The 25,239-nt window shown below is 57.6% G+C and carries 17 protein-coding genes; 15 read left to right on the top strand and 2 right to left on the bottom strand.

Annotated elements, in window-relative coordinates; all coding sequences use genetic code 11:
• From dppC to B3041_RS06150, 13 genes are all read left to right on the top strand, one after another.
• On the top strand, positions 1-903 hold the full coding sequence (gene dppC, locus B3041_RS06210) for a dipeptide ABC transporter permease DppC (RefSeq protein ID WP_292970140.1): 903 nt from the start codon (positions 1-3) through the stop codon (positions 901-903).
• A gap of 13 nt (positions 904-916) precedes the next feature.
• Complete coding sequence (dppD, locus tag B3041_RS06205; RefSeq protein WP_065647836.1) at positions 917-1,903, top strand: dipeptide ABC transporter ATP-binding protein; 987 nt, start codon at positions 917-919, stop codon at positions 1,901-1,903.
• Positions 1,893-2,903, top strand: coding sequence for a dipeptide ABC transporter ATP-binding subunit DppF (gene dppF, locus B3041_RS06200; protein WP_065647835.1), 1,011 nt, complete (start codon positions 1,893-1,895; stop codon positions 2,901-2,903). Before dppD ends, dppF begins: the two co-directional genes overlap by 11 nt.
• A gap of 473 nt (positions 2,904-3,376) precedes the next feature.
• Positions 3,377-4,000, top strand: coding sequence for a cellulose biosynthesis protein BcsO (gene bcsO, locus B3041_RS06195; RefSeq protein ID WP_065647834.1), 624 nt, complete (start codon positions 3,377-3,379; stop codon positions 3,998-4,000).
• Positions 3,991-4,791 (top strand): cellulose biosynthesis protein BcsQ, encoded by an 801-nt coding sequence (gene bcsQ / locus B3041_RS06190; RefSeq protein ID WP_065647833.1) that lies wholly within the window; start codon positions 3,991-3,993, stop codon positions 4,789-4,791. Before bcsO ends, bcsQ begins: the two co-directional genes overlap by 10 nt.
• A gap of 53 nt (positions 4,792-4,844) precedes the next feature.
• The gene (gene bcsA / locus B3041_RS06185) at positions 4,845-6,950 is read left to right on the top strand and encodes a UDP-forming cellulose synthase catalytic subunit (protein WP_292970135.1); all 2,106 of its coding nucleotides are present in this window, start codon (positions 4,845-4,847) and stop codon (positions 6,948-6,950) included.
• Positions 6,947-9,382: a cellulose biosynthesis cyclic di-GMP-binding regulatory protein BcsB gene (gene bcsB / locus B3041_RS06180; protein WP_292970133.1), complete on the top strand. Its 2,436-nt coding sequence runs from the start codon at positions 6,947-6,949 to the stop codon at positions 9,380-9,382. Before bcsA ends, bcsB begins: the two co-directional genes overlap by 4 nt.
• A 9-nt stretch (positions 9,383-9,391) precedes the next feature.
• Positions 9,392-13,192 carry a cellulose biosynthesis protein BcsC gene (locus tag B3041_RS06175; protein WP_292970131.1) on the top strand — a complete coding sequence of 1,267 codons (3,801 nt, stop codon included), beginning with the start codon at positions 9,392-9,394 and terminating at the stop codon, positions 13,190-13,192.
• A complete protein-coding gene (bcsD, locus tag B3041_RS06170) occupies positions 13,192-13,638 on the top strand; it encodes a cellulose biosynthesis protein BcsD (RefSeq protein ID WP_065647829.1) in 447 nt (148 codons plus the stop codon). The genes B3041_RS06175 and bcsD overlap by 1 nt, the downstream gene beginning before the upstream one ends.
• Before the next feature lie 9 nt (positions 13,639-13,647).
• Positions 13,648-14,652 carry a glycosyl hydrolase family 8 gene (locus tag B3041_RS06165; protein ID WP_414692362.1) on the top strand — a complete coding sequence of 335 codons (1,005 nt, stop codon included), beginning with the start codon at positions 13,648-13,650 and terminating at the stop codon, positions 14,650-14,652.
• A gap of 205 nt (positions 14,653-14,857) precedes the next feature.
• Positions 14,858-16,867, top strand: coding sequence for a biofilm formation regulator HmsP (gene hmsP / locus B3041_RS06160; protein WP_292970665.1), 2,010 nt, complete (start codon positions 14,858-14,860; stop codon positions 16,865-16,867).
• 233 nt (positions 16,868-17,100) lie between these two features.
• Positions 17,101-18,381 carry a dicarboxylate/amino acid:cation symporter gene (locus B3041_RS06155; RefSeq protein WP_065647923.1) on the top strand — a complete coding sequence of 427 codons (1,281 nt, stop codon included), beginning with the start codon at positions 17,101-17,103 and terminating at the stop codon, positions 18,379-18,381.
• Between the two features lie 245 nt (positions 18,382-18,626).
• On the top strand, positions 18,627-20,126 hold the full coding sequence (locus B3041_RS06150) for a M16 family metallopeptidase (RefSeq protein ID WP_065647826.1): 1,500 nt from the start codon (positions 18,627-18,629) through the stop codon (positions 20,124-20,126).
• A gap of 415 nt (positions 20,127-20,541) precedes the next feature.
• Here the strand turns inward: B3041_RS06150 and B3041_RS06145 are convergent, their stop codons facing one another.
• Positions 20,542-21,414 carry an alpha/beta hydrolase gene (locus B3041_RS06145; protein ID WP_292970128.1) on the bottom strand — a complete coding sequence of 291 codons (873 nt, stop codon included), beginning with the start codon at positions 21,412-21,414 and terminating at the stop codon, positions 20,542-20,544.
• Positions 21,415-21,990: 576 nt separating this feature from the next.
• Between B3041_RS06145 and pdeH the strand changes: the two genes are divergently transcribed.
• Both pdeH and B3041_RS06135 read left to right on the top strand, forming a co-directional pair.
• Positions 21,991-22,761 (top strand): cyclic-guanylate-specific phosphodiesterase, encoded by a 771-nt coding sequence (pdeH, locus tag B3041_RS06140; protein ID WP_292970126.1) that lies wholly within the window; start codon positions 21,991-21,993, stop codon positions 22,759-22,761.
• A 59-nt stretch (positions 22,762-22,820) separates the two neighbouring features.
• A complete protein-coding gene (locus tag B3041_RS06135; protein ID WP_292970124.1) occupies positions 22,821-24,881 on the top strand; it encodes an AsmA family protein in 2,061 nt (686 codons plus the stop codon).
• On the opposite strand, the gene ppiC is transcribed toward B3041_RS06135, so the two are convergent.
• Entirely contained in the window at positions 24,882-25,163 is a 282-nt protein-coding gene (gene ppiC / locus B3041_RS06130) for a peptidylprolyl isomerase PpiC (RefSeq protein ID WP_065647823.1), read from the bottom strand.
• Between the last annotated feature and the right edge of the window lie 76 nt (positions 25,164-25,239).

The raw sequence follows: 25,239 nt of genomic DNA, 5'->3' as shown, positions 1-25,239 counted from the left end.
ATGTCTGCTGTTGAACCCGCGCGCGTAACTGCCGCACCAAAGCCGATGACCCCGTTTCAGGAATTCTGGCACTATTTTAAACGTAATAAGGGCGCGGTTATCGGCCTGGTCTACATCACGCTGATGCTGCTGATTGCGATTTTTGCCGATTTTCTGGCACCGCACGGTCCGGCGGAGCAGTTCCGCGATGCGCTGCTGCATCCGCCGGTATGGCAGGAAGGCGGCAGCTGGAGCTATATCCTCGGCACCGATGATGTGGGTCGCGATATTTTGTCGCGCCTGATGTTCGGCGCACGCCTGTCGCTGCTGGTAGGCTGCCTGGTCGTGCTGCTGTCACTGATTTTCGGCGTGATCTTTGGCCTGATGGCGGGCTATCTCGGTGGCGTAGTGGATGCCACTATTATGCGTCTGGTCGATATCATGCTGGCGCTGCCCAGTCTGCTGCTGGCGCTGGTGCTGGTAGCGATCTTCGGCCCCTCCATCGTCAACGCGTCACTGGCGCTGACGTTTGTGGCACTGCCGCACTATATCCGCCTGACGCGCGCGGCGGTGCTGGTGGAGGTTAACCGCGATTACGTGACCGCTTCCAGCGTAGCCGGTGCGGGCACGCTGCGTCAGATGTTCATCAATATTCTGCCAAACTGCCTGGCCCCGCTGATTGTGCAGGCATCGCTCGGTTTCTCCAACGCCATCCTCGACATGGCGGCGCTGGGCTTTCTCGGAATGGGGGCGCAGCCGCCGACGCCGGAGTGGGGCACCATGCTCTCCGACGTGCTGCAGTATGCGCAAAGTGCCTGGTGGGTAGTGACCTTCCCTGGAGTGGTCATTCTGCTGACGGTTCTGGCATTCAACCTCATGGGCGATGGTTTGCGTGATGCACTCGACCCGAAACTCAAGCAGTAAAAGAGGCACCGAGATGGCGTTATTAAATGTAGAGAAGTTATCGGTGCATTTCGGCGACGAAAAAACACCGTTCCGTGCGGTTGACCGCATCAGTTATCAGGTAGAGCAGGGCCAGGTGGTAGGGATTGTCGGTGAATCAGGCTCCGGTAAATCGGTCAGCTCCCTGGCGATTATGGGCCTGATCGATTTTCCTGGCCGGGTCATGGCAGAGAAGCTGGAGTTTAACCAGCGTGATTTGCAGAAGATTTCAGAAAAAGAGCGCAGGCAGCTGGTTGGCGCAGAAGTCGCCATGATTTTCCAGGACCCGATGACCAGCCTGAATCCCTGCTATACCGTCGGCTTTCAGATTATGGAAGCGCTCAAGGTGCATCAGGGCGGCAGTAAACGCACCCGGCGTCAGCGCGCCATCGATCTGCTGGAGCAGGTCGGCATTCCCGATCCGGCCTCGCGGCTGGATGTCTATCCGCACCAGCTGTCGGGCGGCATGAGCCAGCGCGTGATGATCGCCATGGCGATCGCCTGCAAGCCTAAACTGCTGATTGCCGATGAGCCAACCACGGCGCTGGATGTCACCATTCAGGCGCAGATCATCGAACTGCTGCTGGCGCTGCAGAAGCAGGAGAACATGGCGCTGATCCTCATCACCCATGACCTGGCGCTGGTTGCCGAAGCGGCGCATCACATCATTGTGATGTATGCCGGACAGGTCGTGGAGAGCGGCAAAGCCGTGGATATCTTCAAAGCGCCGCGTCATCCCTATACGCAGGCGCTGCTGCGGGCGCTGCCGGAGTTTGCGGCAGACAAAGCGCGGCTGGCCTCGCTGCCGGGCGTGGTGCCGGGTAAATATGACCGCCCCTCCGGCTGTCTGCTGAATCCGCGCTGCCCCTATGTGACCGATCGCTGCCGTACCGAAGAACCTGCGCTGCGCGACATTCCGGGCCGCCAGTCTAAATGTCACTTCCCACTGGATGATGCCGGGAGACCGACCTATGAGTCCTGATAACACGAAGCAGGATTACCTGCTGCAGGCGATTGACCTGAAAAAACACTACCCGGTTAAGAAAGGCCTGTTTGGTCAGGAGCGTCTGGTTAAGGCGCTGGACGGCGTCTCCTTTAACCTTGAGCGGGGTAAAACGCTGGCGGTAGTGGGCGAGTCGGGCTGCGGAAAATCCACGCTGGGTCGTCTGCTGACCATGATTGAAACTCCGACCGAAGGCCAGCTTTACTGGCACGGACAGGATTTGCTGAAGCACGATCCGCAGGCGCAAAAACTGCGCCGGCAGAAAATTCAGATCATTTTTCAGAATCCCTACGGCTCGCTCAACCCGCGCAAAAAAATCAGCCAGATCCTTGAAGAGCCGCTGATTATTAACACCGCGCTGAGCAAAGCAGAGCGGCGTGAAAAAACGCTGGAAATGATGGCGAAAGTGGGTCTCAAGACCGAACATTACGATCGCTACCCGCATATGTTCTCTGGTGGTCAGCGCCAGCGTATTGCGATTGCGCGCGGGCTGATGCTGGATCCGGATGTCCTGATCGCGGATGAGCCGGTCTCAGCGCTGGATGTTTCTGTACGTGCGCAGGTGCTGAATCTGATGATGGATTTGCAGCAGGATCTCGGCCTCTCTTACGTCTTTATTTCGCACGATCTCTCAGTGGTCGAGCACATCGCCGATGAAGTCATGGTGATGTACCTCGGACGCTGTGTGGAAAAAGGCAGTAAAGAGGCGATCTTCAGCAATCCGCGCCATCCTTATACGCAGGCGCTGCTTTCTGCCACGCCACGCCTTAATCCGGATGAGCGTCGCGAGCGCATTAAACTGACCGGTGAGCTGCCCAGTCCGCTTAATCCACCGCCGGGCTGCGCGTTCAACGCGCGCTGCCGTCGCCGTTTTGGCACCTGCGTACAGTTGCAGCCAAAACTCAAACGCTATGGCGATCAGCAGGTGGCCTGCTTTGCCGTTGATCAGGATGAAAACCAGCCGCTGGAAACGTCCTGATTAACGCCATTAATAAGAAAGGCTCCCGCGGGAGCCTTTCTTTTTTCAGCAAAAACAGTTCAGTGATGCTAATCTTTATCAGGCTGGCTGACAAAACTGCCGGAAATTTATCATATTACGTTATCTGATAGTCAGCGACAGAACATCCCGCGCCGCGCGCTAAGACAAATTCTGAAATAAGCGCGCAGGCGTTGCAGGCTCAACCGGCGAAAATACGCAACGCTGAATTCATGAATATCCTTTATTTACATTGAGTTATATGGATATAAGTTCATCGTTCGTTTTGGTTAATGGCAATGCATAAGGCGCTTTTTGCGGCGCATTTCCTGCCGGCAAGACAGCTGGTTTCTCACGCCTGCAGATAAAACCGCTTAATCAAATATGCGGTTTTAATAATCAGAATTTTCTCACCGTCTTTTAATGTGTGTGCTATATTCGCCAAAAAATTCCCTCTGCTTTCACAGGCACTGATCATGAAGAATTATGACGATCTGCAGCGTTTCAAAGAGAAAACGCAGACGCTTGATATCGATTTCAAAGATATGTCGGGTCAGGCGCAGAGCGCCGATCATCATCAGTGGGCTATTCTGCGCCAGCTGAGCACAGATGACGCGCCGGAACTGGGCCAGGGGCAGCGTATCGATCTGCCGCAGCCGCAGCCCGCTGGCCCTGAAGCATTTGCTGCGCCAGCTATGCCAGCCGCTCCGCGTGCTCCGGCTGAGCACCGCACCTCTGTTCTCAGTCAGACGGCCAGCGCGCCAGCCAGCGAAGCCGCACCGGGCAGCAGTGGGTTGTTTCCGCCGCCGTCGCCACAAAAGCGCGCGCCGGCAGCAATGCCAGCGGCAGTGCTCGTTGAGCGGCAGCATGCCGGCTCACTGTTTCCGCCTCCGCTTCCTGAGCCGGTCGTGACCCGCCCTGCTGCTCCGCTACCGCCTGCCAGCGCGGTGCCGGCCGCCGCAGTAGCCCCGGCTCCGGTCACTCCGTCCGCCTCTGCACGCTTCAGTACGCTGTTTCGTTCGCGTCCGGCTGAGCCCGCTGTATTGTCCAAAGAGACACCCCTTAAACCGCTACTGGAGAAGATTGCGTTATGCCGTTAGTTTGTGTGTGCTCGCCAAAAGGGGGAGTAGGGAAGACCACGATGGCGGCCAACCTTGCGTGGAGTCTGGCGCGCGCCGGCAGCAAGGTGCTGGCAATTGATTTTGATGTGCAGAATGCGCTGCGTCTGCATTTTGGTGTGCCGCTGCAGGATGGACGTGGCTTTGTTGCGCGTTCCGAAGAGCAGGCTGACTGGAGCCAGTCGATTCTGACCACCGGCGGAAATATTTTTGTGCTGCCCTATGGTGACGTTACAGAGGAGCAGCGTGAACGCTTTGAACACAAGCTTGCCAGCGACGCCCATTTTCTGCGGCGTGGTCTGGATACCGTGCTGAATTACCCCGGCCTGGTGATTGTGGCTGATTTTCCTCCCGGTCCGGGGCCGGCGCTTAAAGCGATGCAGCAACTTGCCGATATGCATTTGGTCGTGATGCTTGCGGATACGGCGTCGGTGTCACTGCTGCCGCAGATTGAAAATAACCGCATGATTGGTCAGCCGCTGAATAATAAACATGGCCACTATTTTGTGCTGAACCAAAGCGATAATCGCCGCAATATTAGCCGGGAAGTGACGTCATTCATGCAGCAGCGTCTGGGCGATAACCTGCTCGGCGTTGTCCACCGTGATGAAAGCGTGGCGGAAGCAAATGCATCACAGCAGTCAGTTTATGATTTCAGTCCTGCCTCGGCGGCCGCATTTGATATTGAACTGGTGGCGAAACGCATAGCGAATCTACTGAGCATCCAGGTTGGTAATGGTGAAGTTCAGGCACCGATCCGCAGCCAGTATTAATAGCCGGCTTCGGCCCGGCTCAGATAATTTACAACGCTTTTTCAGGGTGACTCATGAGTAAACTCGGGTTTTACCTGCTGCTGCTGGTGCTCGCACCGGTTGCGGCGGTAATCATCATCACGCCTATGGACAGCCAGAAACAATATATTTTTGGTTTAATCAGCATCGGGATGATGTTTTTACTGGGCTTCAGCAAAAGCCGTAAAATAACCGTGGTAATGGTTATTCTTTCCGCGCTGATGTCGACCCGATATATCTGGTGGCGCACTACCGAAACGCTGGAATTTAATTCCGAGATTGAAGCTATTCTCGGTATTGGTCTATATCTGGCTGAGCTTTATGTCTGGCTGATTTTAATTCTCGGGTTCCTGCAGACCACCTGGCCTTTAAAGCGTACGATTGAACCGCTGCCGGATGATACCCGCCTGTGGCCTACGGTGGATGTTTACGTACCGACCTATAACGAAAGTCTGGATGTGGTGCGCGATACCGTGCTGGCGGCGCAGTGTATTGACTACCCGCGCGACAAAATCAAAGTCTATCTGCTGGATGACGGCAAGCGCAGCGAGTTCGCGGTATTTGCCGCCGACGTGGGCGTTGGCTATATCACGCGCGATGATAACCGCCACGCCAAAGCGGGCAATCTTAACCACGCGATGACGATTACCAAAGGCGAGCTGATCTGCGTATTCGACTGCGATCACGTCGCCACGCGCGCTTTCCTGCAGGCAACGGTCGGCCCTTTCCTGAAGGATCCAAAGCTGGCACTGCTGCAGACGCCGCACTATTTCTATTCGCCCGATCCGTTTGAGCGTAACCTGCGTGCCGCCCGCACTATCCCTAATGAGGGCTCGCTGTTTTATGGTCCGGTACAGCAGGGCAATGACAACTGGAATGCGACCTTTTTCTGCGGCTCCTGTGCCGTTATCCGGCGCAGTGCGCTGGAAGAGATCGGCGGCTTTGCTGTTGAAACCGTAACAGAAGATGCGCACACCGCGCTGAAAATGCAGCGTCGCGGCTGGGGCTCAGCATTCCTCGCGATCCCGCTGGCGGCCGGTCTGGCGACCGAGCGCCTTGGCCTGCACGTTATTCAGCGTACCCGCTGGGCGCGCGGCATGACGCAGATTTTCCGCGTGGATAATCCGCTGTTTGGTCGCGGCCTGAAGTGGCAGCAGCGTCTCTGCTACCTCAACGCCATGCTGCACTTCCAGTTTGGCCTGCCGCGCGTGGCATTTCTTACCGCGCCGCTGGCTTATCTGCTGTTTAACCTGAATATCATCCACTCCTCGGCGTCGCTGATCTTCGCGTATGTGCTGCCGCATCTGGTGATGTCCCTCTATGTAAACTCCCGCATGAATGGTCGCTTCCGCTATACCTTCTGGGGAGAGATTTACGAAACGGTGATGTGTTTCCATCTGGTGATCCCAACCCTTCTGACGCTGCTGTCGCCAAAACACGGCAAGTTCAACGTAACGGACAAAGGCGGCCTGCTCGATCAGGGCTTCTTTGATTTTCATATCGTACGGCCGCACGTCATTGTCGCGACGCTGCTCTCCATCGGTATTGTCGCCGGCGTGGTTCGCGCGACGGCACATGACTATTTCGGGGTCGATCCCTGGGTTATTGCGCTTAACGTTGGCTGGGCGATTTTCAGCCTGATTATTTTAATGGCGGCCATCGCCGTGGCGCGCGAAACCAAACAGGTGCGTAAAACCATTCGTATTGAGGTGCAGATCCCGGCTGTGATCCACTACGCCAGCGGGATTTCGTCGCGTACCCGCACCAGCGATCTCTCGATGGGCGGCGCGCAGCTGGATGCGCCTGACAACCGGCATGAACAGGATGAGATTGAAGAGATCGATCTGCTGCTGAAGTCCGGCACCATCACCATTCCGGTCAGTAAAATTTCCGGTGATGCGGAGACGATTCGCCTGCGCTTTGGCGCAATGCCGCTGGCGCGTCGCCGCGAGCTGGTGCGCGTCGTGCTGGCGCGAGCGGATGCGTGGATCCAGCCGGAGTATAAGCAGGATAATCCGCTGGTGTCGATCGGCACTATTATTCGTACCGTTTTTGAGCTGTTCTGGCTGACCTGGAAAGATCGCCGCGAGAAGCACAAGCGTGATGACCAGCCTGCGGCGAAAGAGGACAGCGCAGCATGAAGAAATTAACGCAAACGCTGCTCGCCAGTTCGCTGGCGACCGCACTGCTGCTGACATCGGTTCAGGCTGAAGAGCCTGCGGTTACGCAGGACAGCAGTGCGCTGTCAGCCGTGCCGCCGCCGGAAGGACTCGACAGCACGGCTGACGCGCAGCTGCAGCAGGCGGCCGGTGCCGTCCCGTACACGCCGGAGAGCAGTACTGCCGCGCCAGCTGAGGCTGAAGCGCCGGCAATCCTGTTGCCTGCGCCTGATACCGGAAGCGCCATTCTTAACCAGCCGGTAAGCAGCACCATTTCGGTGTCGCAGATGGGGCAGAAGCAGGGTATCACCCTGACCGGCGGGCAGCTGCAGTCGGGCATTGTCTTTACCCTGCCCGGTGATGAGGTAGTTACCAACGCACGGCTCAACCTGTCGCTGCGCGTCTCATCAGCGCTGGCCGCGCGCAATACGTCGCTGCAGCTGATGCTGAACGGACAGCCGCTCGGCACGCTGCCGCTCGGCTCCAGCGACAGCGACGTCAGTGACTATCAGCTGGATATTCCGGCTGCCATGGTAGTGTCAGATAACAACCTCAGCTTTAAAATCAACGATGCGGATAAGCTGCTGTGTGAAAAAGAGAGCGCACAGCAGTATCAGGTAACGATTCTGCCGCAAACCACGCTGAGCCTGGAGGGCCAGCAGCTGAATATCGGCACCAGCCTGCGTAACTTCCCGCGTCCGTTTATTGATGCGCAGCGTATGACGCCGGCCAGCGTCACCTTTGGTTTTGCCAGCAGCGTAACGCCGGATGCGGTGAGCGCTGCCGCACTGGTGGCGTCGTGGATGGGCATTCAGTCTGACTACCGCGGTATACGTTTTCCGGTGAGTCGCGGCGTGCTGCCAGAGCGTAACGGTATTCTGATTGGGCATCCGGGCGACAAAATCGGTACGGTGACGCTGCCGGCCAGCAATGGCCCGCTGCTGCAGGTCATCGATAATCCTGATAATCCGGTCTATAAACTGCTGCTGATTGTGGGCAGTGACGACGCACAGCTGCGTCAGGCGGCGAATCGTCTGACAACCAAACCGCTGACCACGGATGCGAGCCAGCTTAACGTGCAGCCGCAGCCGCTGGCCCAGCGTAAACCTTATGACGCGCCGCGCTGGATCAACACCTCACGTCCGGTACGCCTGAGTGAGCTGCTGCGAAAAGATCAGAGCCTGACCACGACCGGTATCTGGCACGATGCGCTGCGCGTTAACTTCCGCGCGGCACCCGATCTGTTTTTGTGGGATGGCGATACGATCCCGGTAAACCTGAACTACCGTTTTCCCACTGAAAGCTGGATCGACGAAAACAATTCGTTTCTGAATGTCGCCCTCAACGGAACCTTCCTGCGTAATCTGACGGTCAACAAAGTTGGCCTGCTGGAGAGCGCCTGGCACCGGCTGGGGGGTGACGCGCGCCAGGAGCACTACACCCTGAAGCTGGAGCCCTATCTGATTTACGGTGATAACCAGCTGGCGCTCTACTTTAATATCAAGCCCAAAGCGGATGCGCCGTGCGGCGTACTGCTTAACAACAATATCAAAAGCCGCATCGAAGAGGATTCGTGGATCGATCTGAGCCACACCCGTCACTTCACCATGCTGCCGAATCTCTCTTACTTTGTCGGGGCCGCGTTCCCGTTTACGCGTCTGGCAGATTTTTCGCAGACCACGCTTCTGCTGCCGGAAAAACCGGGTGATGCGGAGATCGCCACGCTACTCGATATGGCGGCGCGCGCGGGTAACGCAACCGGGGTGGCGCTGGTACAAAATCAGGTACTGTTTGGCCTGCCTGAAGGCGGCACCAATCTGAGCCGGCTGCAGCAGAATGATGTGCTGGCGGTGAGCACCATGCAGCACAGCGCCTTTACGCAGCAGATGCTGCACGGCACGCCGTGGCAGACCAGTGGCAATACGCTGAGCGTTAACGAGCCTGGCCTGATGGAAAAACTGCACGGCTGGCTGACCGGCGACTGGTATCGCCAGGAGCTGGATGCCGATCGCTACTTTTCCTCAAATGAGGCGTGGCGCGGCTTTGTCAGCTATCGCTCGCCGTGGAGCGCCGACCGGCTGGTGGTCATGACGGTGGCAACCAGCGATCAGCAGCTGCTGCGCCTGCATGACGATCTCAATTCAGCGCGTATCAACGCCGGTATTCGCGGCGATACCGCCATCATTACCGATGAAAATGGGATCCGCAGCTTCCGGGTTGGTCCGCAGTTTCCGAGCGGTGAAATGCCGTGGTACATGATGGTGGTCTGGTATGCCAACCAGCACTCGGTGCTGATGGCACTGGCCGCGCTGCTGGTGGCCGTACTGATCGGCAGCAGCGCCTGGCTCATGCTGAAGCGTCATGCATGGCGGCGTCTTAACCCCAAAGCAGACAGTCAGTCCGGCAGGAAGTAAGGATAAAAAATGCATAAAAATATACTGAGTGCCGGCATCCGCCACGCCCTGTTGCTGGGCGGGGCGCTGACGCTTTCTCAGCCGCTGCTGGCGGCAGAGAGCAATAACCCTGCGCTTCAGGCGCTGTTTGACCAGGCGGCCTACTGGCATCAGAAAGCGCATGACGATCTGGCGAAGGCGTCGTTGCAGAAAATTCTGCAGGCGGAGCCCAATAATACTCAGGCGCTCTATCTGCTGGCGCTCTACTCTCAGCAGACCGGGAGTACCGCCGAGGCAGCACAGTGGCGTGCGCGGCTGAGCGCCGTTTCACCCAATGATGCGCATCTGGCCGAGCTGGATAACGCACGTCAGCTGCAGAGTATTCCGCAGGCGCAGCTGTCGCTGGCGCGTCAGCAGGCGCGCAGCGGCAATATCGCTGCCGCGCTGCAGACGTGGCGTAATACCTTTAGCGGCAACGAACCACCGGCGAGCGTCGCCGCCGAATATTACCTGACCATGGCCGGCGATCGCACGCTGCTGCCGCAGGCCGTAGAGGCACTGCGCCAGTTCGCTGCCGATCATCCGCAGGATACCGGCGCGCAGCTGGCGCTGGGCAAAGCGATGACCTATCAGGAGTCGACCCGCCGGCAGGGGATCGAGCTGCTGGCCGGTATGGCTGACGGCAACAAAGAGGCCGATCGCTCGCTGCGTCAGGCGCTGCTCTGGCTGGCACCGCAGGCCTCTGACGCTGCGCTCTACCAGACATGGCAGCAGCGTCATCCTCAGGATAACGGGGTGCTGGATTACTACCGCAAAAACGTGGGCGGTGCGGAAAAAGGGGCCGGCTTTACGGCACTGAACAGTGGCGATGTCAGCGGTGCGCAGTCCAGCTTTGAGAAGGTGCTGCAGGCGAATCCGCAGGATGCGGATGCCCTGGCGGGTATGGGTTATGTCGCGCAGCGTGCCGGACGCTACGCTGAAGCCGCAGACTACCTGAACCGGGCGGCACAGCTGGGCGGCGATCAGAGTGAGGCACGGCAGAAGCAGGCGGCGGACGCCCGTTTTTACGCACAGCTCGCGGCCGCGCAGCAGGCGCTGAAAAGTGGCGACAGTGCACAGGCGCTGTCGCTGAGTGAACCCCTGACCCAGGCGGAAGGTGAAAAAGGCGTAGCGGCTAAACTGTTCCGTGCCGATGTGCAGCGCCGCACTAATCAGCCGGAGCAGGCGGAGCAGACCTACCGTGCGATCCTGCAAAGCGATGCGGATAATCGCAGCGCCAAAGAGGGACTGTTCTATGTGCTGCGTCAGCAGAACCGCAGTGCTGAAGCCAGCAGCCTGCTCGCCTCACTGCCCGACAGCGTGCGGCAGAGCGTGGCGCCACGCGGTAACAACAGCGATCCCATCCGGGCACAGGCGAAACGCGAGCAGGCCGCAGGCAACAGCGCTGCCGCGATCGCCACGCTGACCAGTGGCGTACAGCGCTATCCCACCGATGGCTGGCTGCGTCTGGATCTGGCGCGGCTCTACCGTGCGCAGGGCAATACGCTGATGGCCGCCAACGTGATGCAGCCGGTGATGCGCAATGGCGCGACCAGCAGCGAACTCTATGCCGGTGCGCTTAACGCCAGCGAAAGCGGCGCATGGCAGCAGGCCAGCCAGCTGCTGGCGCGTATTCCCGAACGCAGTAAAACCGCTGCCATGCGCGAGCTGGCGCAGCGCGTTAACTTCAATCTGCAGATGGCGACGGCTGACCAGTATCTGGCGCAGGGCTCGGATGCAGCGGCGGCGAACACGCTGCGCGCGCTGGCCGCCACGCCGCCGGCTAATCCGGTGGACGCCGGCAATCTGGCGGAGAAACTGGCTAAAGCGGGTGATATTACCAGCGCCGTAGCGGTGGTACGCAGCAACATGCAGCGCGGCGTGCAGGGTAACGCCGGGGACTATGCTGCGCAGGTCACGGTGCTTAATCAGGCCGGATTAGGCAGTGAAGCGCAGCGTTTTCTCAGTTCGCCTGAGCTGCAGGCACGCAGTACGCCCGCGCAGCTGGCTGATGTACGCAACGGCTATCTGATCAACGAAGTGGATCGCCTGCGTGAGCAGAAACAGTATGCGGCGGCCTATGACAAACTGGTGGGTGCGCTGCAGCAGGATCCGCAAAACCGCGATCTGATGTTTGCCATGGCGCGCCTCTATCAGTCCGGCAAAATGAATAAAGAGGCGGGCGTGGTCTATGACTATCTGATCACGCAGGATACGCCGCAGCAGGACGCGCGCACCGGTGCCATTAACGTGGCGCTGGCAGAGAATGATATCAGCAGGGCAAACACGCTGACGCGCGGGCTGCGCAATGAAGAGACACCGGAGCGGCTGCTGCTGCTGGCGCGCGTAGCGGAAGCCAACGGCGAACACAGCGAAGCGATGCGTTATCTGCGTACCGCGCGCGGTAAAATGATTGGTCTGCAGGGTGCACAAAGCGGCAGCGTACCCACGGTTGGCGGACTGGCGCTGGCGGATAATCCCTTTATCAACCGCAGCACCTCGCCGGTTGGCCGGTCATCTTCCAGCTATGGCGCGGTCATGCCGTGGCAGAACGCACCGGCTGCAGGCAGCACCGCCGACAGTACGCTGGCAGCCAATACGCCTGTGCTGCAGCAGAACCAGACGCTGCATCAGATTGACACGATGATGGACGCGCTGCAGGAGAAAACCGGGACGTGGGTACAGGGACAGATGCAGGTGCGCGGACGCGATGGCGAGTCAGGCTTGAGTAAGCTGACCGAAGCGAAAGCGCCGCTGACCTTTTCCACGGTGCCGTTTGGCGAGTCGCGGTTTGATTTTACCGTTACGCCGGTTTCACTGACCGCGGGCAGCGCTGGCGGAGATGCATGGCGCCGCTTTGGCAGCAATGCGCTGGTGCAGGGCAATGTCGTGGCAGCCGGGGATGCGAAAATCACGGACGTTCCCGCTTCAGCCACCGATTCACAGTCCGCTTCCGGCGTTGAGCTGAATATGGCGCTGAAGGGCGACAGCTATAAAATCGATATTGGCAGCACGCCGCTGGGCCAGGATCTCAGCACGCTGGTGGGCGGGATCCAGTGGTCACCAAAACTCACGGATTTCCTGACGCTGATCCTGACCGGTGAACGCCGTGCCATGACCGACAGCCTGCTCTCGTATGTGGGTGCAGAAGATAAGACCAGCGGTAAACGCTGGGGACGCGTCACGAAAAACGGGGCGAATGCGCTGCTGAGCTATGACAACGGCGATGCCGGACTCTATGCCGGCGGTGGAGCCTATAGCTACATTGGCGAAAATGTGGCGAGCAACCAGAGCGTGCAGGCAACCGCAGGCGTGTATGTACGGCCTTTCCATTATGACGATCGCGAGCTGAAGGTGGGGATGAACCTCTCCTGGATGGATTTTTCCAAAAACCTCAGCTATTTCAGTTATGGGCAGGGCGGTTATTTCAGCCCGCAGAACTACGCGTCCGTCTCGTTCCCGGTGGAGTTCAGCCGTCAGTTTGACGATTTGAAAGTCAACGTCGGGGGATCGGTCGGCTATCAGTCTTACAGCCAGGACAAGAGCGCCTACTTCCCGGACAACGCTGCGCTGCAGTCGCAGCTGCAGAGTCTGGCCGACCGCGGCTTTGTCAGAAGTGCTTACTACAGCGGTGAAAGTAAAAATGGCGTGGGCTACAACCTGCACGCCGGTGCAGATTATAAGATCAACAAAGATGTCACGATCGGCGGTCAGCTGGGGTATGACACCTTTGGCGACTATAACGAAAGCACCGCTAACCTCTACTTCCGCTATATGTTTGGAGACAACTGATGAGCGAGCAACCCACCGCACGTGCGACCTGGTCGCATCAGCCTGGCTGGTTTGATCTGGTCTGCGTAATGACAGAGAGCGTACTGGAGAACGGCGGCGACGAGGCCGCGGCTTTCCTGGCCAGCACCGGGGAGACGCTGGCCAGGCGTTATCCACTGCCGGTTGCGCATACCGTGCAGGATCTGGAGCGGGAGATGAATCTGCAGCTGGCCCGCTTCAACTGGGGATTTGTGCAGCTGCATCCGGCAGAAAATGCGATTCAGATTGAGCATCATGCGCTGCCGGCAGGTCACGACACGCTGCCAGCGGAACGCTGGCAGCTGGCAATGGGCGCCGTGCTGGGCGGCCTGTATGCGCAGTGGCTGCGCGATCAGGGCGGCAGCGACGCAGTACCGCTGACGCTGGAAAACAACAATGGCGTAACGCTGCTGTATCGATATCAATAGGAAGCGGTAATGAATGTAATGCGGCACGGGCGTCAGTGGATGCTCTGTTTAATGATGATATTTTTTAGCGCCCAGGTGATGGCAGACGGCTGGAGCAGTTATAAATCCCGCTTTCTGAACAGCGACGGACGCATTGTCGATACCGGCAATAAAGGCGTCAGCCATACGGAAGGTCAGGGCTACGGGATGCTGCTGGCGGTGGCGAATAACGATCGGGCTACGTTTGATCTGCTGTGGCAGTGGACGCGTACGCACCTGCATAATCCGCAAAATGATCTGTTCTACTGGCGTTATGTGCCTGACGCTGCCGATCCGGTAGCGGACAAAAATGACGCCAGCGACGGTAATGTGCTGATCGCCTGGGCACTGCAGCGTGCGGCACAGAAGTGGGGAGGCGACTACCAGCAGGCTTCCGATCGCATTCAGCGTGCGATCATCAAACTGAACGTGATCGATTATGCCGGACATAAAGTTATGCTGCCCGGTGCCAGCGGCTTTAATAAATCGAGCTACGTCGTGCTGAACCCCTCCTATTTCCTGTTTGCCGCCTGGGAGGCGTTTGCCCGGCAGAGCCATCTGCGCGTCTGGAATGCGCTCATTGACGATGGTATGACGCTACTGGGTGAGATGCAGTTTGGTAAAACCGCGCTGCCGCTGGACTGGGTCGCGCTGAACGCCGATGGCTCTGTCGCCCCGGCTGTGGGTTACTCTAACCGGTTCAGTTATGATGCGATTCGCGTGCCGCTGAATATCTGGTGGTACGATCCGCAGAGCCTGCGACTGGTGCCGTTTCAGCGCGTCTGGCAGGGCTATCCGCGCCAGACCACACCGGCCTGGTTCGATGTCCTGGCTAACAGCCCGGCACCCTATAATATGGAGGGTGGCCTGACCGCCGTACGCGATTTGACGCTGAACCAGACCAGTCATCTCAGCGACCGCATTCAGCCGGAACAGAATTACTTCTCTGCCAGTCTGCAGCTGCTGGTATGGCTTGCCCTGCAGGAAAAGCGTTAATGCTGCTCCGCGAGCGCGCGGTGCGCGCTCGCTTTCTCCCGTAACCTGTACGGGTAAAACGCTGAAAACGCGTCTCCCTTCCTCCCGACTGATGATTTTCACTCTTATCGCGACGTACAACCTCTGAGACCTGGGATATACTTGCTGCGCATTCAGGCTACTATCACTGCGGATTATGGCGGCATTGCGGCCGGGAGAGATTTTGTTGCGCGTCAGTCGCTCATTAACCATCAAGCAAATGGCAGCCGTGTCTGCGGTTGTGCTGGTAACGATCACGATTTTTATCGTTATCCAGCTTTTTCATTTTGTGCAGCAGCGCAGGATTGACTACGCCCAGCAGATGGAGAATGTGGCGCACACGGTACGCCAGCCACTCTCAGAAGCGGTGCTGAAAGCGGACATTCCTCAGGCTGAACATATTCTTAACACGCTCAAACCCGCCGGTATCCTGTCGCGGGCGGATGTTGTGCTGCCCAATGCGTTTCAGGCACTGCACGCCGACTTCGCACCGGAAAAGCCGGTTCCGCGTCTGGTCGCCCGCCTGTTTGAGCTGCCGGTGCAGATCACGCTGCCGCTGTATGCGATTGAGCGGGGCGGCATGCCAAAACCCATCGCCTATCTGGTGCTTCAGGCGGACTCCTCGCGCGTTTATCAGTTTTTGCTGAGCACGCTCTCAACCATGATCACCACCTGGCTGCTGATGGCGCTGATCCTTTCGGTTGCGATCAGCTGGTGTATTAACCGCCTGATTGTGCATCCGCTGCGCGATATTTCACGCGAGCTGCAGGAACTGCCGCCGCCCGCCATTCTGACACACAAGCTGACGCTGCCCGGCAATCACCGTGATGATGAGATAGGCATGCTGATCCGCAGCTATAACCGTAATCAGCAGGTGCTGGAGTCTGTTCACGATGAGATGAGCCGTCTGACCACCCATTTTGCCGTGACGGATCTGCCTAATCGCACGCTGTTTCTGGCGCTGCTCGACCAGCATTTGCAGCAGCGTCACCGGCAGCAGCCCTGGAGCGTCATGGTTATTCGGATTGAAACGCTGCAGGAAGCCAACGGCGTGCTGAGCGATGAGCAGCGCGATACGCTGATGCTCACGCTGGTCGGGAAAATCCGCAGCACGATTGATGACCATACCCTGCTGGCGCAGACGGGCCTCAGCGATTTTGCGCTGCTGCTGAAGCGGGCGCACAACCCGTTCCGCGCAATGCGCCTGGCGCGCAACCTGATGCTGCGCATCAATCAGCCGGTAAATCTGTATCAGCTGCAGCTGCGACCCAATGCCAGTATCGGGCTGTCACTCTCTGATGAGAGCCTGTGCTCTGCCCGTGAGCAGCTGGATCGGGCGACATCCGCCATGATGTCAGCACGTCATCAGGGGAAAAATCAGATCCTGTTCTTTGATCCGGTACTGACTGAGCGGGCGCAAAAGCGGCTGACCCAGGAGCATGACATTCTGCAGGGGCTACAGGAGGGCGAGTTTGCGCTGTATCTGCAGCCACAGCTCAACATGGCAACCGGCGAGCTGGCGGGTGCTGAAGCACTGCTGCGTATGCGCATGGCGGATGGCAGCTACGGGCTGCCGGAAGAGTTTATCGCCAGCGCGGAAGAGATTGGTGTGATTTCTGCCATCGGCCGCTGGGTGTTTGAAGAGGCGTGCCGTATTCTGGCCGGCTGGCAGCGACGGGGTATTACGCTGCCGCTGAGCGTGAATATTTCAGCCGTCCAGCTGCGCGACAGCGGCATGGTGGCTCATCTGCAGAGCCTGCTGGAGCGGCATCGCATCCGGGCGGGATCGTTAGTACTGGAAGTGACCGAAACCGCCGGGATAGGCGACGCAGAACAGGCGATGGCGCTGCTGCGCGCGCTGCAGCAGACCGGGGTTGCCGTCGCGCTGGACGATTTTGGTATGGGTTACTGTAATCTCAATTATCTGCATCAGTTTAAAGCGTTACCGGTGAATAAGCTGAAGATGGATCGCAGCTTTGTTGCCGCGCTGCCGGATGATGACACCATGGTGCGCATTGTGGCCGCCGTGGCAAAGATTGTGGATGCTGATGTGGTAGCGGAAGGCGTTGAAACGGCCGAGCAGCGCGACTGGCTGCTGGCGCGTGGCATCACTATCGGTCAGGGCTACCTGTACGCTGAAGCCCTGCCGCTTACGACCTTTGAGCAGGGCTGGCTGCAGCGCTATTCACACCCGTGATAGTGACCTTATCAATTGATTGTTCTGCAGAAACCGCGGCACAGCGCTAGCTGAAGCGTTTCAGTTCATAGTTAGAGTTTTGTAACTTTTGTAAGGAATGTCAGGGGATACTCATCCTGTTAACAGGGTGTTATTTTCAATTCATCGGTAAGGTTTTACGCGCTCAGGCGGCTTGCCGCATGCGTTTCTCCCTGACACAGGCGGTGAATGCCGTCTCTACCTGGACACCTGTTATGAAACTGTTTAAAAGCCTCTATTTTCAGGTGCTGGTTGCCATCGGCATCGGCGTTCTGTTAGGCCATTACTATCCGGAATTGGGCGCGCAAATGAAGCCGCTTGGTGATGGTTTTGTAAAGCTGATCAAGATGATCATCGCCCCCGTGATCTTCTGTACGGTGGTGACCGGTATCGCCGGCATGGAGAGCATGAAAGCCGTTGGGCGCACCGGCGCAGTCGCGCTGCTCTATTTTGAAATCGTCAGTACTATCGCGCTGCTAATCGGGCTGGTCGTGGTAAACGTGGTTCAGCCTGGCGCTGGAATGAACGTGGATCCGGCTACCCTCGATGCGAAAGCCGTGGCTGTCTATGCACAGCAGGCAGAACAGCAGGGTGTGATCGCGTTCCTGCTTGATATCATCCCGGGCAGCGTCATCGGTGCATTTGCCAGCGGCAACATTCTGCAGGTACTGCTGTTCGCTATTCTGTTTGGCTTCGCGCTGCATCGCCTCGGCAGCGCCGGCACCGTGATGTTCAACGTTATTGAAAGCTTCTCAAAAGTGATCTTTGGCGTGATTAACATGATCATGCGTCTGGCACCTATCGGTGCATTTGGTGCCATGGCCTTCACTATCGGTAAATATGGTGTCGGCTCGCTGGTGCAGCTCGGCCAGCTGATCATCTGTTTCTATATCACCTGTATCCTCTTTGTGGTGATCGTGCTGGGCGCGATTGCACGCTGGGCTGGCTTTAACATCTTTAAGTTTATCGGCTATATCAAAGAAGAGCTGCTGATTGTGCTGGGCACTTCATCGTCTGAATCAGCGCTGCCGCGCATGCTGGATAAAATGGAGCGCCTCGGCTGTAAGAAATCGGTAGTAGGGCTGGTCATTCCGACGGGCTACTCGTTCAATCTGGATGGCACCTCAATCTATCTGACCATGGCTGCTGTGTTTATTGCGCAGGCAACCAACGCCCATATGGACATTGTCCATCAGATCACCCTGCTGGTGGTTCTGCTGCTCTCCTCTAAAGGGGCGGCCGGCGTTACCGGAAGCGGCTTTATTGTTCTGGCCGCGACGCTCTCTGCGGTAGGGCATCTGCCGGTAGCGGGTCTGGCGCTGATTCTGGGCATCGACCGCTTTATGTCCGAAGCGCGCGCGCTGACCAACCTGGTAGGTAACGGCGTGGCCACGGTGGTGGTGGCTAAATGGGTGGGCCAGCTGGATGAAAACCAGCTGAAAGAGACGCTTTCTTCAGCGAAAAAGGTCAATCACGTCTCTCATACCGGCGCATAATCCTCAATTTGCGTTAATTTCTGATTAAATGCCCGCTGTCACTTGCCCTGACAGCGGGCATTTGCATAATAAACCCCGTTGATTTTTTTCCCGATTTTTTTCCTCGTTGCGCGACTTCCTGGCCATCTTGTGGTCAAAGGAACTGTCATTAAATAAACGCGGCGGCAATACGCCGTGCGGGCCGCTTTCCCGGTGGCCAGTCAGTCCGCGCTAACGAGCGTTTATCTGTTTGATTAGGGGTTCACATGCAGGGCACCAGAATTCGGCTTTTGGTTGGCGGCTTGCTGCTTGCAGCGACCGGTTTCGGCGCGCAGGCCGAAACACTTCAGCCCGATCCCGCCTGGCAGGAGGGCAAACTGGACAATGGGTTCAGTTGGCAGCTGCTGACCACACCACAACGTCCCAGCGATCGCATTGAGCTTCGTCTGGTAGTCAATACCGGCTCGCTGGTGGAGAGCGCACAGCAGACCGGTTTCAGTCACCTGTTACCGCGCCTGGCGATGGTGCATAACACCGCGCTGGATACCAATCAGCAGCGCGCGCTGTGGCAGCAGGCGATGGATCCGCAGCGTCCGCTGCCACCCGCGATCTCGTCATACGACTACACCCAGTACAATCTCAGTCTGCCCAATAACCGGCCAGAACTGCTTAAAGAAGCCTTAAACTGGCTGGCCGCGACCGCAGGTAAAATGAGTATTAATGAGCAGGTGGTCACAACGGCTTTAAGCGCTACCGATCCCATCGCCACCTGGCCACCCAATACGCAGGATGTCTGGTGGCGCTATCGCCTGAAAGGCTCAACCATGCTGGCGCATGACCCTGGTGAAGCGCCACGCGCACCGGTCGATTCTGCCCAGCTGAACAGCTTTTACCAGCAGTGGTATACGCCAGATAATATGACGCTCTATGTCGTCGGCAATGTCGACAGCCGCAGTATCACGGAGCAGATTGGCAAGACCTTCTCAGCGCTGAAAGGAAAACGCGATACGCCGGCACCGCTGCCGACGCTGGCACCGCTGCCGCATCAGCCGGTTAATCTGGTTGATGGCTCTCTGGCGCAGGATCGGCTGTCGCTGGTGTGGGATACGGCCTGGCAGCCGATTCGCGAATCGCAGTATCTGCAACGCTACTGGCAGAGCGATCTGGCGCGTGAAGCGCTGTTCTGGCATGTGCAGCGCGCGCTTGCAGACAATAAAGCGCAAAATGTGCAGGTCGGCTTTGACTGTCGCGTGCTTTATCAGCGTGCGCAGTGCTCCATCAATATGGAAAGTCCCAATGCCTCACTGCCGCAAAATATGAATCAGATTGCGAAAGCGCTGGCCGTGGTTCGCGATAAAGGGCTGCCGCAGGATGAATTTGATGCGCTTATGGCGCAGAAGCTGCTGGAGCTGAATAAGCTGTTTACGACCTACGCCCGCACGGATACCGATATTCTGATGGGGCAGCGTCTGCGCTCTCAGCAGAATGCAGTGGTGGATATTGCTCCTGAGCAGTATCAGAAACTGCGTCAGTCTTTTCTGAGTGAGTTAACGCGCGAGCAGCTCAACCAGGAACTGCGTCAGCAGCTGACGCAGGAGCTGACGATGGTACTGATCCAGCCGCAGGGCGAAGCAGAGACCAATGTGAAGATGTTGCAGGAGAGCTGGAACAAGGTGATGACGGTGCCCGATGCGCCTGCAGCACCGGCAACAGAAGAGAGCAGTAAAGCAGAAATCAGCGCCGACCCGGCCATTCCTGCCTCCTGAGGCACCCGCCCCAACCCGGGGCGCATAAATGCGCCCCCTGCAATGAAACTCCCGCAGGGGCGCCATTAATGGCACCCGGGTTAATGCGCGCACGGGACGTGATGACGCCATTAATGGCATCCGCCCCAACCCGGGGCGCATAAATGCGCCCCCTGCAATGAACCCCCCGCAGGGGCGCCATTAATGGCGCCCGGGTTAATGCGCGCACGGGATGTGATGACGCCATTAACGGCACCCGCCCCAACCCGGGGCGCATAAATGCGCCCCCTACAATGACCCCCCGCAGGGGCGGCATTCATGGCGCCCGGTTGCCAGCCCCAACCCGGGGCGCATAAATGCGCCCCCTGCAATGAAACTCCCGTAGGGGCGCCATTAATGGCGCCCGGGTTAATGCGTGCACGGGACGGGAATAACGTCAGGTTTTCGCCCGCAGCCATTCGGTAACCAGCATTGGCCAGCTCGCCAGGGGCAGATCGGCCACGCCGCGAATACCAAAACCGTGCCCGCCCTTCTGATAAAAATGGATCTCCGCCGGAATTTTATGCTCACGCAGCGCGCTAAAAAACAGCATGCTGTGGTTAACGGAAACCGCTTCATCATCAGCCGCATGGATCAGCAGCGCTGGCGGCGTCTGCGCATGAACGCGCGTCTCCAGCGAATAGGCATCGATAGTTTTCTGATCCGGCCAGGCACCCAGCAGGCGCGTACGTGAACTTTCATGCGCCAGACCGTCACGCATACTGATAATCGGGTAGATCAGCACCATAGCATCGGGACGTGGTGAGAGCGCATCGCTGCGATCCTGTACCGGATAGAGCTTCTCGTTAAACCGCGTTCCCAGCGAGGCAGCGACGTGCCCGCCCGCAGAAAAGCCCGTCATCACAATATATTTACCGTTTTTCCCCTGCTGCGCCCGTTCGCGCAGCACGCGGACCGCCCGCTGGGCATCGGCCAGCGGCGCATCTGCGCCTTCATGATGCCCGTCATACGGCAGGCGATATGTCATGACGGCCAGCGTATAACCCATCGAGGTAAAAAACGTTGCCAGCGCGCTGCCTTCACGATCGATCAGTACCCGCTGGTAACCGCCGCCCGGTGCTACCAGCAGAGTAATACCGTTAGAGGTTTCCGGATACCAGATGGCCATTTCCGGACAGCGCACGCCGGTTGCTGCGCGATCGTAAGGTTCATACTCTTTAGCCAGGTCGACAATCTGCGGCTGAGCGCGGGAGTCACTGGCACCTGGCGCATCACCGGATGGCCAGATATTGATAATTTCTGTGTGCATAAATCTGTCCTGAGCAGGGCATATAGTCGTTGTTTTTCTGCGGCCGAAGGAACAGCGTCCTGCTGTTATTGATTAAAAGATGGCCTTATTTCAGTTTGTCGTCCAGCCGAAAAACAGTAAGTCAGGCAGAATCAGACTATGCCTGGCTGGCAGGATCTGGCTTTTAATGCACTGAATTTAAAGGGTTATGTTTAGGAAGAATAATGTGTGCGTATCACAACGAGCGTGCAAAAGATAAAAGAAAAGCCCTAAGCGCAATGAAGGGGATAAAACAGAGTGTTAAGGCAAATCTGTTATAGAAAAATGCAGCAGAAAATGACGCCTCTCTGCGCCTTTTTCCGAACCCTTCCGGCGGCTGCGTCTTGAGCGACGTAGTTTGCCTTAAGTCTTTTAAAGGGCCATCTGGTGACGATTTAGCAGACAAAGCATCCTCTATTTCTGCGATTAAGCCAGAGGCGCGCTGTTAGACTCGACGCCCTATATGGCTGCACAAAGCGATAAAGTTATCCAGGAACCAGCCGATACTTGCCGCCGGGTTGCTTTCTGCAGGCACTCACCACCGACCAGGAAAAAACCATGGTGATGAAAAATTTTGGACACCGGCTGCCCGCTTCTCCCGAATATACCCAACCGGACATTTCGTTTTCCTGGCAGCAGTGTCAGCGGACTTATACTTTTCAGCCCATTTATCAGATAACCGGCCGCCTGCTGGCGATTGAGCTGCTGACCGCTGTCACGCACGCCGCTATGCCGGAAAAGCGGCTTTCACCGGAAAACTACTTTGCTGCGCTGTCGACAGAGCAGCGGCTGGATGTGGTACATGAACAACTCTCTCTGCTGTTGACGTGTTCCCGCTTTTTCATCCGCCATCAGCTGGTGGCATCGGTCAATATTGATGGGCCGACGCTGCTGGCGATACAGCAGCATCCGGATCTCCGGACGCTGATCGGCCGGCTGCCGTGGGTGCGTTTTGAACTGACTGAGCATCATGCGCTGCCGCAGGAAGAGATGGTGGCACAGATGCCGGAACTGGGGCCGCTATGGCTGGATGATTTTGGCTCCGGCATGGCAAATTTTTCCGCGCTCACCGAGCTGCGCTATGACTATATCAAATTGTCCCGTGAGCTCTTTATGCTGCTGCGTGCGTCAGAAGAGGGGCGGGTCCTTTTCTCAACGCTGCTGATGCTTATCAACCGTTACTGCAATGGCGTTATAGTGGAAGGCGTGGAAACTGAAGAGGAGTGGCGTCAGGTGCAATCTTCACCCGCTATTGCGGCACAGGGATACTTTTTCTCCCGTCCGCTGCCTTTCAGCCAGCTGGAGTCTCTGCCGTTAATGCTTCTCTGATGTTGTTACGCCGCGTCTCGACTATCTTTAATGAGACGTGGGAACAAGGAGGAAAAAGCATGACTCGCACGGGAAAAGCTGCCAGCTGGGTAGCCGGTATTCTGTTGCTACTGATCGTGGTACTGGTTGTGGTAATAGCCACCTTTGACTGGAACCGCCTGAAACCAACCATCAACCAGAAAGTCTCAGCAGAGCTGAACCGTCCCTTCGCTATACGCGGCGATCTTGGCGTGCACTGGGCGCGTAACCGCGCTGAGCCGGGCTGGCGCAGCTGGATCCCCTGGCCGCAGGTTCACGCTGAAGATATCATGCTGGGCAATCCCCCCGACATTCCTGACGTCACCATGGTACATCTGCAGCGCGTTGATGCGACGCTGGCACCCCTGGCGTTGCTGCATAAAGAGATCTACCTGCCATGGATTAAACTGCAGCAGCCTGACGCGCGCCTGATACAGCTCGCCAGCAAAAAGAACAACTGGACATTTACGCTCGCCAGCAGTGAAAACAGCAAAGCCGACGCCGCTCCTTCTGCCTGGTCGTTCCGGATGGATAACATTCTGTTTGATCAGGGGCAGCTGCGCTACCGCGATGCGATCAACAAAGCCGATGTCACGGTAAATATCAACTCCCTCGGTAAACCCGTGCCTTATGCCCAGGTCACCGGCGGCGATGATAAGCAAAAAGGTGCCAGCGATTTTGTTTTTGGCTGGCAGGCGAAAGGCACCTATAACCAGCAGCCGCTTTCCGGCGAAGGCAGAATTGGTGGCATGCTCTCACTGCGCAGTAAAACCACGCCGTTTCCGCTGCAGGCAGATGTGCGTAACGGCACCACGCGGGTGAGGCTGGAAGGCACGCTGCAGGATCCGCTGAACCTGGGCGGGCTGGATGTGCGCCTGCGTTTTTCCGGCGATACGCTGGCCAGTCTTTATGGCTTAACCGGCGTGCTGCTGCCTGATACCCCGCCTTATGAAACGGATGGCCATCTCACGGCCCGCTTTAATGATGCAAAGGGCGCGCTGTTTCGCTATGAAAAATTCAATGGTCACATCGGTGACAGTGATATTCACGGGTCACTCACCTATCGTCAGGGCAAACCCCGGCCGAAGCTGAGCGGTGAGCTGACTTCACGTCAGCTGCGCATGGCCGATCTTGGCCCGCTGATTGGTGTTGATTCCGGTAAAGGCAGCGAGAAAACGGCGCGGGCGAAGGCGCAGCGTGGTGAAGCCGCCACGCAGCCAGCCGATCGTGTACTGCCTTACGATAAGTTTGAGACCAAAAGCTGGGACGCGATGGATGCCGATGTGAAGTTTAGCGGCAAGCGCATTGAACACAGCAGTAAGCTGCCGCTCAGCGATCTCTACACGCATCTGACGCTGGAAAAAGGCGATCTGCTGCTTGATCCGCTGCGCTTTGGTATGGCCGGCGGCAATATTAATACCACTATCCGGCTGGAGGGCAGTCGCTCGCCCATGCGCGGCCGGGCCGATCTGCACGCGCGTAAGCTGCAGCTGCGCCAGCTGTTTCCTGATGTAACCGCGATGCAGCGCAGTCTGGGCCAGCTCAACGGAGACGCAACGTTAAGTGGTACCGGTAATTCGGTTGCCGCTCTGCTGGGCAGCAGCAACGGCCAGCTGCGGCTGCTGATGAACAACGGCCTGATCAGCCGCAGCCTGATGGAAATTGCCGGGCTTAACGTCGGAAACTATGTGGTGGGTAAACTGTTTGGTGATGATGAAGTGCGCATCAACTGTGCCGCCACCGATCTGACGCTGCGCCAGGGGGTGGCAACGCCGCGCCTGTTTGTGTTCGACACCGAAAATGCGGTGATCAACGTTACCGGCAACGTGAACTTTGCTAACGAGCGGCTCGATCTGTCGGTGAATCCGGAGAGTAAAGGCATTCGCATTATCACGCTGCGTTCTCCGCTCTACGTGCGCGGAACCTTTAAAAATCCGGATGCCGGAGTAAAAACGGGGCCGCTGATTGCGCGCGGTGCAGCGGCCGTGGCGCTGGGTGCTGTTGTGGCGCCGGCCGCCGCACTGCTGGCCCTGATTTCACCCAGCGACACGGACGACAATCAGTGCAGCAATGTGCTGCAGCAGATGAAGAGTCAGAAGTGATTAATTGCGCCACAGCACCTTAATGATGTGGTAACCAAACGCGGTTTTTACCGGTCCGTAAGGCTTCAGCAGCGGACAGGTAAAAACCGCCTTATCAAAAGCCGGTACCATCTGCCCCTGACGAAACTCCCCTAAATCTCCGCCGTTGCGGCCGGACGGGCAGGTTGAATGTTTTTTTGCCAGCTGCTGAAAGTTGCCCCCTTTTTCCAGCTGCGCCAGCAGGGCTTTCGCCTGCGCTTCCTCTTTCACGAGGATATGTAAAGCTGCTGCGGTTTTCGCCATGATGCTTTCCCGTTATGTATAATGTGCGACGCATTATATCCCCGTCATACTTCAAATTGCAGATGTGCTGGCCGCG

The sequence above is a fragment of the Pantoea sp. UBA4549 genome, assembly GCF_002387285.1.
In the GTDB taxonomy this organism is placed as follows: Bacteria; Pseudomonadota; Gammaproteobacteria; order Enterobacterales; family Enterobacteriaceae; genus Pantoea; species Pantoea borealis.
This window is presented reverse-complemented; position numbering and strand designations above follow the sequence as displayed.

Coding starts and splice junctions, on each gene's coding strand:
- dppC (WP_292970140.1), top strand. CDS start 1: ATGTCTGCTGTTGAACCCGCGCGCGTAACTGCCGCACCAAAGCCGATG.
- dppD (WP_065647836.1), top strand. CDS start 917: ATGGCGTTATTAAATGTAGAGAAGTTATCGGTGCATTTCGGCGACGAA.
- dppF (WP_065647835.1), top strand. CDS start 1,893: ATGAGTCCTGATAACACGAAGCAGGATTACCTGCTGCAGGCGATTGAC.
- bcsO (WP_065647834.1), top strand. CDS start 3,377: ATGAAGAATTATGACGATCTGCAGCGTTTCAAAGAGAAAACGCAGACG.
- bcsQ (WP_065647833.1), top strand. CDS start 3,991: ATGCCGTTAGTTTGTGTGTGCTCGCCAAAAGGGGGAGTAGGGAAGACC.
- bcsA (WP_292970135.1), top strand. CDS start 4,845: ATGAGTAAACTCGGGTTTTACCTGCTGCTGCTGGTGCTCGCACCGGTT.
- bcsB (WP_292970133.1), top strand. CDS start 6,947: ATGAAGAAATTAACGCAAACGCTGCTCGCCAGTTCGCTGGCGACCGCA.
- B3041_RS06175 (WP_292970131.1), top strand. CDS start 9,392: ATGCATAAAAATATACTGAGTGCCGGCATCCGCCACGCCCTGTTGCTG.
- bcsD (WP_065647829.1), top strand. CDS start 13,192: ATGAGCGAGCAACCCACCGCACGTGCGACCTGGTCGCATCAGCCTGGC.
- B3041_RS06165 (WP_414692362.1), top strand. CDS start 13,648: ATGAATGTAATGCGGCACGGGCGTCAGTGGATGCTCTGTTTAATGATG.
- B3041_RS06155 (WP_065647923.1), top strand. CDS start 17,101: ATGAAACTGTTTAAAAGCCTCTATTTTCAGGTGCTGGTTGCCATCGGC.
- B3041_RS06150 (WP_065647826.1), top strand. CDS start 18,627: ATGCAGGGCACCAGAATTCGGCTTTTGGTTGGCGGCTTGCTGCTTGCA.
- B3041_RS06145 (WP_292970128.1), bottom strand. CDS start 21,414: ATGCACACAGAAATTATCAATATCTGGCCATCCGGTGATGCGCCAGGT.
- pdeH (WP_292970126.1), top strand. CDS start 21,991: ATGGTGATGAAAAATTTTGGACACCGGCTGCCCGCTTCTCCCGAATAT.
- B3041_RS06135 (WP_292970124.1), top strand. CDS start 22,821: ATGACTCGCACGGGAAAAGCTGCCAGCTGGGTAGCCGGTATTCTGTTG.
- ppiC (WP_065647823.1), bottom strand. CDS start 25,163: ATGGCGAAAACCGCAGCAGCTTTACATATCCTCGTGAAAGAGGAAGCG.